This window comes from Streptomyces sp. NPDC057302 (assembly GCF_042667685.1).
Classification (GTDB): domain Bacteria; phylum Actinomycetota; class Actinomycetes; order Streptomycetales; family Streptomycetaceae; genus Streptomyces.
Map to the genome: position 1 here is coordinate 43,876 of NZ_JBHUZJ010000067.1, position 11,453 is coordinate 55,328.

The window sequence follows — 11,453 nt, forward strand, 5'->3', positions numbered from 1 at the left end:
GTGCAGCGACGCCCGGGATCGCCGGGCGTCGCTACACGGAATCGGAACTCCGGCGACTGCTACTTCTCGAAGACCTCGACCTCGGTGAGGATCGGGTCGCCGGCCTGGTCGAACTCGATCTTCTTCACGTTGTTCGAGTACGCGGAGAGCGTCTTGTTGTACCAGAGCGGGATGCCCGGGAAGGTGTTGACGAGCTGCTTCTCAGCCTCGCCGTACAGCTTCGCGGACTCGTCGATCGTCTTGGCCGCGTCGGCCTTCTTGGTCAGCTCGTCGAACTTCTTGTCCGAGAAGCCGCCCTTGTTGCCGTCCACGTTCGTGCCGTAGAGGTCGGCGAGGAAGTTGCCGTTGAACGGGTAGTCGAGCACCCAGCCGGAGCGGTACATCGACTTGACCTTCTTCTGGTCACGGATCTCCGTGTCCGCCGCGAAGTCGGTCACCGGGTCACCGACGCACTTGACGCCGGTCGCGTTGGTGATCGAGTTGCAGACCGCGACGACCCAGTCCTTGTGCGGCTGGTCGGCGTTGTACTGGATCTGGATCTTGTTGCCCGGAACGCCGCCGCCGTCCTTGATGGACTGCTTGGCCTTCTTGGCGTCGAACTTGCAGTACTCGCCGCAAGCGTCGTTCTGGTAGCCCTTGACGCCCTTGGCGACCCAGCCGGTGGCGGACTCACGGGTGCCGTTGAACACCGTCTTCGCGATGGTGTCACGGTCGATCGCCATCGAGAGGCCCTGGAGGACCTTGACGTCGACGTCCTTCCACTGCTTGGTGTAGAAGGCGAAGTTGACCGTGTTGATCGCCGAGAAGTCCTGCTCGATGGCGCGGTCGCCGAAGTCCTGCTTGAAGTTGGCGATCTCGCTGTTCGGCACGATCGGCATCGAGTCGACGTTGTCCGACTTCAGGTCGGCGTACGCGGCCGTGTCCTTGTTGTACGCCTTGAAGTTCACGCCGCCGTTCTTGGGCTTGTTGGAGCCCTTGTACTGCGGCCAAGCGGTGACCTGGATCGACTTCTTGTGGTCCCAGCTCTTGAACTTGTACGGGCCGTTGCCGACCGGCTTCTCGCCGTAACCCTTCGGGTCCTTCAGCGCGCCCGAGGGCAGCGGGTAGAAGGGCGCGTACACGAGCTTGTACGCGTAGTACGGGATGCCCGAGTTCAGCTTGATGGTGAAGGTGTTGTCATCGACGACCTTCAGGCCCTCCATGGCCTTCGCCTTGGCCTTCCCCTTCTCGGGGTGGACCTTGTCGTACCCGACGATGTCGCGGTACCAGGCGCTGTTCTGCTGACCGTTCGCCGGGTCGGCGGCCCAGTTCCAGGCGTCCACGTACGACTTGGCGGTAACGGCCTCACCGTTGTGGAACTTCCAGCCCGGCTTCAGCTTGACGGTCCACACCTTGGAGTCCTTGTCGGGGGTGACCGACTCGGCGTTCTCGTAGGTGATGTTGCCCTGCTTGTCGTAGTGGACCAGGCCCGTGAAGAGCGAGTCGATGACGACGCTGCCGTACGCCTCCATGGTGTTGGAAGGCTGCAGGGCGTTCTGCGGCTCGCCGTTGGCGTAGCTGACGATCCCCTTGGGGTCGACCTTGCCGCTGTTCTTGCTGTCGCTGTCGCCGCCACCACAGGCCGTTGCCGTCAGCGCCACGACACCCGCTATCGCGACCCACTTGGCGCTCTTGGCACCACGCATGGGGTTCCTCCTCATGAGTCCACTGGTTCACTACAAGAGGGGGTACAGGAATCCGCGCCGACACCCCTGACGGCGCGTAGATCGAAGTACCCCAGTGTGCTCGTGAGTCGGCGCTCCCCACAGCGCGTGACCCATTGACCCGAGCTATACGCGGTCAACTATTAGCCATGAGGTACCGCCCGACCACACTCTTTTGGTCTCGGTTCAATCACACCTGGTGCGTACAACTTCCAAAATCCGGACAAACCGATCCGAGATAGATGGTTGCGAAACGGACGTGTTACACATCTAACGGTCAACGGTGTCCGTATTCCGGACAGATGGTCCTGGAAAACCGGTTGCGGCGGTCCGGGCGGAAGGCGGCTCGCGGCGGTTTCGGGGGAAGCCGGGCGGACGCGCGTAGATGCGCGGAGAGTCGCGACGGAGGGAACGTGGGGGGATCCTGCCGCCGACCGAAGTCCGGGCCAGCGTAGTGCCGCTGAGGGCCGCGCACGGGGTATCCCCCGCAGACGCACGGGAGGCCGGTTTCCGCCTCTCCCTCGAAAGGGGGCGGAAACCGGCCTCAGATGCCGAATACGCGGAGCGTCGGCGGCAGTTGTGCCGTGCGGGCCCGGCGGAAAGATTTAGCCGGGCTTTGCTCCGGCCTTAGCCGTGCTTGGCGCGCGAGGCCGAGCGGCCGCGCTGCTTGGCGTCCAGGACGACCTTGCGGATACGCACGGTCTCCGGGGTCACCTCGATGCACTCGTCGTCGCGGCAGAACTCCAGGGACTGCTCGAGCGACAGCTTGCGGGCGGGCACGACGTTCTCGGTCGTGTCCGCGGAAGCCGCACGCATGTTGGTGAGCTTCTTCTCCTTGGTGATGTTCACGTCCATGTCGTCGGCGCGCGAGTTCTCACCGACGATCATGCCCTCGTACACCTCGGTGGTGGCCTCGGTGAAGATGACACCGCGCTCCTGGAGGTTGACCATCGCGAACGGCGTGACCGTGCCCGCGCGGTCGGCCACCAGGGAGCCGTTGTGACGGGTGCGCAGGTCGCCGAACCACGGCTCGTGACCCTCGAAGATCGAGTGCGCGATGCCGGTGCCGCGGGTCTGGGTCAGGAACTCCGTACGGAAGCCGATGAGGCCACGCGACGGAACGATCCACTCCATGCGGATCCAGCCGGAGCCGTGGTTGGTCATCGTCTCCATGCGGCCCTTGCGGGTCGCCATCAGCTGCGTGATGGCGCCGAGGTGCTCCTCGGGCGAGTCGATCGTCATGCGCTCGATCGGCTCGTACGTCTTGCCGTCGACCTGCTTGGTGACGACCTCGGGCTTGCCGACGGTGAGCTCGAAGCCCTCGCGGCGCATCTGCTCGACCAGGATGGCGAGCGCGAGCTCACCACGGCCCTGGACCTCCCAGGCGTCGGGACGCTCGGTGTCCAGGACACGGAGCGAGACGTTACCGATGAGCTCCTTGTCCAGACGGTCCTTCACCTGGCGGGCGGTGACCTTGTGGCCCTTGCCGCCCTTGCCGACGAGCGGCGAGGTGTTGGTGCCGATGGTCATGGAGATCGCGGGCTCGTCGACCGTGATCAGCGGGAGCGCGATCGGGTTCTCGGGGTCGGCGAGGGTCTCGCCGATCATGATCTCCGGGATACCGGCGATGGCACAGATGTCACCGGGACCGGCCTTCTCGGCCGGCTTGCGCGTGAGCGCCTCGGTCATCATCAGCTCGGTGATGCGGACGTTGGACTGCGAACCGTCGCGCTTGATCCACGTGACGGTCTGGCCCTTGCGCAGCTCGCCCTGCTCGACACGGCAGAGGGCGATACGGCCGAGGAAGTTGTCGGCGTCCAGGTTCGTGACGTGAGCCTGGAGCGGAGCCTCCTCGTCGTACTCCGGAGCCGGGACGGTCTCCAGGATCGCGGAGAAGAACGGCTCCAGGCTGTCGCTGTCGGCCGGGACGGTGCCGTCCTCCGGCTTGGTCAGCGAGGCGACGCCGTCACGGGCGCAGGCGTAGACGATCGGGAACTCGATCTGGTCCTCGTCCGCGTCCAGGTCCAGGAAGAGGTCGTACGTCTCGTCGACGACCTCCGCGATCCGGGAGTCCGGGCGGTCCGTCTTGTTGATGCACAGGATGACCGGCATCTTGGCGGAGAGGGCCTTGCGGAGCACGAAGCGGGTCTGGGGCAGCGGGCCCTCAGAGGCGTCCACGAGGAGGACTACCGCGTCCACCATCGACAGGCCGCGCTCGACCTCACCACCGAAGTCGGCGTGGCCGGGGGTGTCGATGATGTTGATGGTGATGACGTCTCCGCCATCCTTGGGGTGGTACTTGACGGCCGTGTTCTTGGCCAGGATTGTGATGCCCTTCTCACGCTCCAGGTCGTTCGAGTCCATCATGCGGTCGTCGAGGGACTCGGCTGCGTGCGCGGCGAAGGAGCCGGCCTGCTTGAGCATGGCGTCGACCAGGGTGGTCTTGCCGTGGTCGACGTGGGCGACGATGGCAACATTACGAATGTCATGGCGCGTGGGCATACGAGCTGCGCTTCTCCCGGGAAGAGTGGACGGCGGCGCGTACGGTCCGGTACGCGTGCCCTGCCGGGCAAACAACACGCCACGGCCTCACCCCAGTCTACGGCCCATACGCGGAGGTAACCTCCGCGGGGCCCTCGCGACCGGTCTGACCTGGGGTTATGGGGGAACTTCGACGCTTCGGGGGCTTCGAAACGGCCCTTCCGGGCCGCTCGGGCGGGCCTGGGGAGGGGGTGGGGGCGGTTTCGGGGCGGGTGCGGGGCGTGCGCGGGGACATATGTACGGGTCAGTGGGTGGGAACGACCTTGCCCGCCGGGGGTACCGACGGGCAAGGGAGTTGAGCGGAATCTGAGCGTGACCTGCGACGGAGCTACTTCGCCGCCGGATTGCCCGAGGGCTTGGCGCCCGGCTTCAGGAAGCCCATGTCCTCGAAGTTCGGGGACTGGAAACCAAAAGCACCCGCGTTCGCAAGGTTCGTGCGGGCCGCCATCAGCTGGGGGCGCTGATAGAGGGGGATGGAACCGGCCTCCGCCCAGATGCGGGCGTCGGCCTTCTTGACCAGGGCGCGGCTCTCGTCCTCGTCAAGCTCCCCCATCGCCTGGTCGAACAGCTGGTCGATGTGATCCGTACCGACCCGCGTGTAGTTCTGCTCGACGTTCAGCGACCCGTCCGCGGCCGGCACCGGCTTGGCGAAGATCGGGCGCGCGTCCGTGGCCGGGAAGGCCGACGCGGGCCAGGAGTAGAGGGCGAGGTCGTACTGGCCGGACGCGATGTGGTCCTTGAAGTAGCTGTCGTCGGCGACCTTCGCCGTCTCCGTACGGACGCCGATCTTCTCCAGCATCCGCGAGATCCGGTCGGCCACCGTCCGCAGCGACTCCGAGCCCTCGCCGGACGGCAGGACGAAGCGGAGGGTGAGCGGCTTGCCGTCCTTCGCCATCGGGCCGCCCGCGGCGGGGGTGGCGGGCGCGGCGGTGCCCTTGGGGGCGTACGCGCCGGGCGCACCGCCCTTGGCCGCCTGCTTGTCGGAGTGCTTTTCGGCGGGCTTCTCGGCGCGCTTCTCCGCGTGCTTCTTGGCGTGCCCGTCGGGGCCCTTCTTCTTCTCCTTGTCCGCCTCGCGGTGCGCCGTGAAGGACGCGGCCTGGCGGGTCAGCGCCGCCTGCTGGTAGGCCGCCGCGGGAGCGGGGGCGAGCACCGAGGTGCCGCTGCCGCCCGGCTTCTGGTCGCCTGAAGCCTTCTGGTCGTCCTCTCCGACGGTGTACGAGCCGTCGTCGCCCGAGTCCTCCCCCGCGTCCGAATCGGAGTCGGAGTCGGCGTCGGAGTCGGAGTCCGCCTTCGCCTTCTTGGCGCCGGCCTCGCTCCCGGCCGTCTTCCCCTTGGGCTCCTTCAGCGGACCGCCCGGCGTCCACCCCGCGTCGGCGAGCAGCGCCCGCGCCTCGGTGGTGTCCTGGTCGCCCAGGGCCCCGCTGTTGTCCGCGTACGCCTGCTGCCCGGCGAGGGCCAGGTGGCTGCCGACCGGCTCGGCGGGCAGGCCCAGCGGCGAAAGGACCGCCTTGGCGAGCTCGTCGCGGTCGAGGGCGCGGGCCACCGCGCGCCGCACCCGGTCGTCGGCCAAGGGGCCCTCGGTGCCGTTGAGGGCGAGCTGGGTGTAGGCCGGTTCGAGGGACTTGCGGACGGTGTAGCCCCGCAGGCCCGTCTGTTCGGTCGCGTACTTCTTGATCGCCTTGTGGGTCTTCTCGCGGGCCTGCTGCTCGCTGTCGGCCGCCTCCTCGTCGGAGCCGTTGGCGATCGCCCAGGAACGCAGCGCCTTGGCCGGGGTCAGCTGCGCCTCGGGACCGTGGCTGAGCGGACCCTGGGCGCCCCGGTCACGGCCCGCGCTGCTGATGCGCCGCGCCTCAGGGGCGTCGATCTCGGCGAGGTCGACCTTCCCCGCCGCGAGCGCGGCGGCCCGCTCGTCGCGCGGCACCTCGTGCAGGACGAGCTTGGAGAGCTTGGCGGGCCTGCCCCACCAGCGCGGGTTGCGGACCAGCGTGACCTCGTCGGCCTTGCTGTCGAAGTCCTGCACCGCGAAGGGGCCCGCGCTGACCTTGAGCTTGCGCCGGGCGCCGTCGTTGAAGGAGTCGGGCGTGCCCATGACCTCCTTGGGGTACAGCGGCGAGAAGAGCGAGCGCCAGTCCGCGTACGGCTTGTTGAAGGTGACGCGCACCTCCAGGTTGTTCTCGCCGCGCTCGACCTTCTCGATGCGGTCGTAGCCCGCGTTGCGTGCCGTCCAGTACGCGCTGTCCTTGCCGGACAGGGCGCGCTGCTGCGCCGCGAAGTCGTCGGCCCCGATCTCGCGGCCGTCGCTCCACACCGCCTGCTGGTTGAGCTTGTAGAGCACGACCTGCTTGGGCTCGTGCTCGACGACCTTCGCGGACTCCAGGAAGTCGGTGTTCTGCTGCGCCCTGCCGTGCGCGTCGAGGCGGAACATCGACGGCAGGACCGCCCCCGCCACCCGTGACGTGCCCGCGTCGGCGTCCGACTGGAAGGAGTTCAGGGTCTCCGGCAGCGCGTCGACGGCCCAGTTCATGGTCCCGCCGTCGGCGACGAGGTCCCGGGCCGCGGGCGCGACGTCCTGGCCTGCGGTCGGGGAGCCTGCCTCGTCCTGAGAGCTGCAGGCGGCGAGGGCGGGCAGAGCTAGCACGCCCGTGGCGAGGAACACGGCAGATCTCAGTCTGGCGCGGTCTGGGGACATGGCGGGTACCTCCGGGGCTCGCCCGGCCGCCCGCTACCAGGACCGGGGCCGGGTTTGATCACGTTTGGCGGTATATGGAGCTGATCACATCTATCGACCCACTGAAGGGGACGGGGCGCGGCTCACGGGAGCGACACGGCGTGGGGGCGCCAGATCCCACTCGTGCGGCCCAACCAGGCCCGACCGAGCCCGACCGAGCCCGACCCGAGCCCGACCGAGCCCGACCGGGCATGACCCAGCGTGACGAAGGCATCGGCGAGCGCTCCGAAGCGCAACCGGGCGGCGGCGTGCACCCCGGCGCATTTCAGCGCGTACGAGCCGGGAATCCCGGCAGATCCCTTCACAAGCCGGGATGTGACGCGCGACACTCGCAGGCGCATGAACGTTGCCGCCGCACCCCTGAAGTGAGGGCAAGTCATGGCTCTGCAGGACGATCTGACGGCTGTTCAGCGTTGCGTCGACGACCTGGTCCGCACCGTCGGCAAGCTGGAGCAGCAGATCGGCGAGGGTTCCCAGGGTGGTCTTACCGGAATCGACGTGCGCCGCGTCCGCACCGACGCCGACCATCTGCGCGAGAGCGTCGCGCTGCTGCGCGCCGCGGCCCCGAGCACCACCGCGGCCCCGCCGAAGCGGCCCGACCTGATCACCATCCCCGATACGCCGTACGACAGCTCCCTGTGGACGGACTCGGACGACGAGGGCCTCGGCGCGAGCGACCGGCATGCCCCTTGAGGCGCCGCACCCGCCCTGAGCACCACCGCCGACGCGCGGACCGCCGATCCGAGGACCGCACATCGGCGGGCCGCACCTCAGCGGGCCGCCGATCCGAGGACAAATCTGAGGACAAAGGAGTGGAGCCTCGTTGGCCACTGGCACGGAACCCCATCTGAAAAGCGGTCAGGATCCCGGCGGCGTACGAGCGGCGACGCGCGCCTCGATCAGCGCTGCCCATCTGCGGACCGACCGCTGGTGGCTGGCGCCCGCCGCGACCGCCGCCGGCCTCTTCGCCTTCATCGTCTACTCGACGTGGCGTGCCTTCGCGAACTCGGACTACTACGCGGCGCCCTACGTCTCACCGTTCTACTCGCCGTGCCTCGCCGAGAACTGCGAGCCGATGCGCTCGGGCCCCAACTGGGAGATCTTCGGCAGCTGGTGGGGCCTGTCCCCCGCCCTGCTGATCCTGATCTTCCCGCTCGGCTTCCGCATGACCTGCTACTACTACCGCAAGGCCTACTACCGCGGCTTCTGGGCCTCACCGCCCGCCTGCGCGGTGGCCGAGCCGCACAAGAAGTACTCCGGAGAGACCCGTTTCCCGCTCATCCTGCAGAACATCCACCGCTACTTCTTCTACGCGGCGGTTCCGGTGGCGGGCATCCTCACGTACGACACCGTGCTCTCGTTCCGCGACGAGCACTACGAGTGGGGCCACATGGGCCTCGGCACGCTCATCTTCCTGGTCAACATCACGCTGATCTGGGCGTACACACTCTCCTGCCACTCCTGCCGGCACATCGTCGGCGGCAAGCTCAAGCACTTCTCCAAGCATCCCGTGCGGTACCGCATGTGGCAGTGGGTCGGAAAGCTCAACGCACGGCACATGCTGCTCGCCTGGGCCTCCCTGGTGAGTGTGGCGCTCGCCGACTTCTACGTGTATCTGATCGCGTCCGGCGCCTTCGACGATCCGAGGTTCTTCTGATGTCTCAAGTGGAGCGACAGCAGTGGGACGTTGTCGTGGTGGGGGCCGGAGGAGCGGGCCTGCGGGCCGCGATCGAGGCACGTGAGCAGGGCGCGCGTACCGCCGTGATCTGCAAGTCCCTGTTCGGCAAGGCCCATACGGTGATGGCCGAGGGCGGCATCGCGGCCTCCATGGGCAACGTGAACTCCGGCGACAACTGGCAGGTCCACTTCCGCGACACCCTGCGCGGCGGCAAGTTCCTCAACCAGTGGCGGATGGCCGAGCTGCACGCGCGCGAGGCGCCCGACCGGGTCTGGGAGTTGGAGACCTGGGGAGCGCTGTTCGACCGCACCGCAGACGGCCGCATCTCCCAGCGCAACTTCGGGGGGCACGAGTATCCGCGCCTGGCGCATGTCGGCGACCGGACCGGACTCGAACTGATCCGTACGCTCCAGCAGAAGATCGTCTCCCTCCAGCAGGAGGACGAACGTGAATTCGGTGACTACGAAGCGCGTCTGAAGGTCTTCCAGGAGTGCACGGTCACCCGCGTGCTGAAGGACGGCGAGCGGGTCAGCGGCACGTTCTGCTACGACCGCGAGTCGGGCCGCTTCTTCGTGCTCGAAGCCCCGAGCGTGGTCCTCGCGACCGGTGGCATCGGCAAGTCCTTCAAGGTGACGTCGAATTCGTGGGAGTACACGGGCGACGGCCACGCGCTCGCGCTGCTCGCCGGGGCGCCGCTGCTCAACATGGAGTTCGTGCAGTTCCACCCGACGGGGATGGTCTGGCCGCCTTCGGTGAAGGGCATCCTGGTCACCGAGTCGGTGCGCGGCGACGGCGGAGTACTGCGCAACTCCGAAGGCAAGCGGTTCATGTTCGACTACGTACCGGACGTCTTCAAGGAGAAGTACGCCCAGTCGGAGGACGAGGGCGACCGCTGGTACGAGGATCCGGACCACAACCGGCGGCCTCCGGAGCTGCTGCCCCGCGACGAAGTGGCGCGCGCCATCAACTCCGAGGTGAAGGCGGGCCGCGGTTCGCCGCACGGCGGGGTCTTCCTCGACGTGTCGACACGCATGCCGGCCGAGGTCATCCGGCGCCGACTGCCGTCCATGTACCACCAGTTCAAGGAGCTCGCGGACGTCGACATCACGGCCGAGGCGATGGAGGTCGGGCCGACCTGCCACTACGTGATGGGCGGCATCGCGGTCGAGTCGGACACCGCGGCGGCGCAGCGCGTTCCGGGGCTGTACGCGGCGGGCGAGGTCGCCGGCGGCATGCACGGCTCGAACCGGCTCGGCGGCAACTCGCTCTCGGACCTGCTCGTCTTCGGGCGGCGGGCGGGGCTCCATGCGGCTCGGCACGCGGCTGGGTTCGCGGGGGCGGGGCCGGGGCTGTCCGGGGCCGAGGGGCTCTCCGAGGGCCGGGCCAGGCCTCTGGTGGACGAGGTCCAGGTGGACACGGCGGCGGCCGAGGCGCTGCGGCCGTTCAGCGCGGAGGGCCCCGAGGACGGGGCGACGCCGGAGAACCCTTACACCCTGCACCAGGAACTCCAGCAGACGATGAACGACCTGGTCGGCATCATCCGCCGCGAGGCGGAGATGGAGCAGGCCCTGGAGAAGCTCGCGGAGCTTCGGGTGCGGGCGCGGCGGGCCGGTGTCGAGGGCCACCGCCAGTTCAACCCCGGCTGGCACCTCGCGCTGGACCTGCGCAACATGCTGCTCGTCAGCGAGTGCGTGGCACGGGCCGCACTGGAGCGCACGGAGAGCCGGGGCGGGCACACCCGCGAGGACCATCCGGGCATGAACCGCGAATGGCGCCGCGCGAATCTGCTCTGCCAGCTCACCGACCCTTCGGGCGGGTTGGCGGCAACTGATCCCGTGCGCGGCCAGATCGATCTGGTGCGGGTCACCACCGAGCCCATCCGTCCCGACCTGCTTGCTCTCTTCGAGAAGGAAGAGCTGGTCAAGTACCTGGCCGAAGAGGAGCTTTACGAGTGAGTACCACTACGCCGAGTTCTCCGAGTGCTTCCAGTACGTCGTACGACGCGCGGTTCCGGATCTGGCGCGGGGACGTCAAGGGCGGCGATCTGGAGGACTTCAAGGTCGAGGTCAACGAGGGCGAGGTCGTCCTCGACATCATCCACCGCCTCCAGGCGACCCAGGCCCCCGACCTGGCGGTGCGCTGGAACTGCAAGGCGGGCAAGTGCGGTTCGTGCTCGGCGGAGGTCAACGGCCGGCCACGGCTGATGTGCATGACGCGGATGTCGGTGTTCAGCCGTGAGGACGTCATCACGGTGACACCGCTGCGGGCCTTTCCCGTGGTGCGGGATCTGGTGACGGACGTCGGCTTCAACTACACGAAGGCACGGGAAGTGCCGTCCTTCGTGCCACCGGCGGACCTCGGGCCCGGCGAGTACCGCATGCAGCAGGCGGACGTGGACCGCTCCCAGGAGTTCCGCAAGTGCATCGAGTGCTTCCTGTGCCAGGACACGTGCCATGTGGTGCGCGACCACGAGGACAACAAGACGGCGTTCGCAGGTCCGCGCTTCCTGATGCGGGTCGCCGAGCTGGACATGCACCCGCTGGACGCGGCGGCGGAGAGCGGCCTCGACCGCAAGCAGACCGCCCAGGACGAGCACGGGCTGGGCTACTGCAACATCACGAAGTGCTGTACGGAGGTGTGCCCGGAGGGCATCAAGATCACGGACAACGCGCTGATTCCCTTGAAGGAACGGGCGGTTGACCGGAAGTACGATCCGCTGGTCTGGCTCGGGAGCAAGATTCGGCGGCGGGGAGAGCGGTAGCGCGGGCGGCGTAGGGGTGGCCTGAGGGTTTCCCCTCAGGCC

At 68.0% G+C, this 11,453-nt stretch carries 7 protein-coding genes; 4 read left to right on the forward strand and 3 right to left on the reverse strand.

Annotation, left to right across the window (positions count from 1 at the left end; translation table 11 throughout):
* Nucleotides 1-59 precede the first annotated feature (59 nt).
* The 3 genes from ACFUPX_RS33375 to ACFUPX_RS33385 form a co-directional block, all read right to left on the reverse strand.
* Nucleotides 60-1,685: an ABC transporter substrate-binding protein gene (locus tag ACFUPX_RS33375; RefSeq protein WP_383331306.1), complete on the reverse strand. Its 1,626-nt coding sequence runs from the start codon at nucleotides 1,683-1,685 to the stop codon at nucleotides 60-62.
* A 645-nt stretch (nucleotides 1,686-2,330) separates the two neighbouring features.
* Nucleotides 2,331-4,205 carry a translational GTPase TypA gene (gene typA, locus ACFUPX_RS33380; RefSeq protein ID WP_383331309.1) on the reverse strand — a complete coding sequence of 625 codons (1,875 nt, stop codon included), beginning with the start codon at nucleotides 4,203-4,205 and terminating at the stop codon, nucleotides 2,331-2,333.
* A 367-nt stretch (nucleotides 4,206-4,572) separates the two neighbouring features.
* Nucleotides 4,573-6,933 carry an ABC transporter family substrate-binding protein gene (locus ACFUPX_RS33385; RefSeq protein WP_383331312.1) on the reverse strand — a complete coding sequence of 787 codons (2,361 nt, stop codon included), beginning with the start codon at nucleotides 6,931-6,933 and terminating at the stop codon, nucleotides 4,573-4,575.
* Between the two features lie 417 nt (nucleotides 6,934-7,350).
* On the opposite strand from ACFUPX_RS33385, the gene ACFUPX_RS33390 reads away from it, so the two are divergent.
* The 4 genes from ACFUPX_RS33390 (at nucleotide 7,351) to ACFUPX_RS33405 (ending at nucleotide 11,411) form a co-directional block, all read left to right on the forward strand.
* Nucleotides 7,351-7,665: a hypothetical protein gene (locus ACFUPX_RS33390; RefSeq protein WP_383331315.1), complete on the forward strand. Its 315-nt coding sequence runs from the start codon at nucleotides 7,351-7,353 to the stop codon at nucleotides 7,663-7,665.
* A gap of 130 nt (nucleotides 7,666-7,795) precedes the next feature.
* Nucleotides 7,796-8,629 carry a hypothetical protein gene (locus tag ACFUPX_RS33395; RefSeq protein WP_383331318.1) on the forward strand — a complete coding sequence of 278 codons (834 nt, stop codon included), beginning with the start codon at nucleotides 7,796-7,798 and terminating at the stop codon, nucleotides 8,627-8,629.
* Nucleotides 8,629-10,605, forward strand: coding sequence for a fumarate reductase/succinate dehydrogenase flavoprotein subunit (locus tag ACFUPX_RS33400; protein WP_383331321.1), 1,977 nt, complete (start codon nucleotides 8,629-8,631; stop codon nucleotides 10,603-10,605). Before ACFUPX_RS33395 ends, ACFUPX_RS33400 begins: the two co-directional genes overlap by 1 nt.
* Nucleotides 10,602-11,411, forward strand: a complete 810-nt coding sequence (locus ACFUPX_RS33405; RefSeq protein WP_383331324.1) for a succinate dehydrogenase/fumarate reductase iron-sulfur subunit — start codon at nucleotides 10,602-10,604, stop codon at nucleotides 11,409-11,411. Before ACFUPX_RS33400 ends, ACFUPX_RS33405 begins: the two co-directional genes overlap by 4 nt.
* Nucleotides 11,412-11,453: the final 42 nt, after the last annotated feature.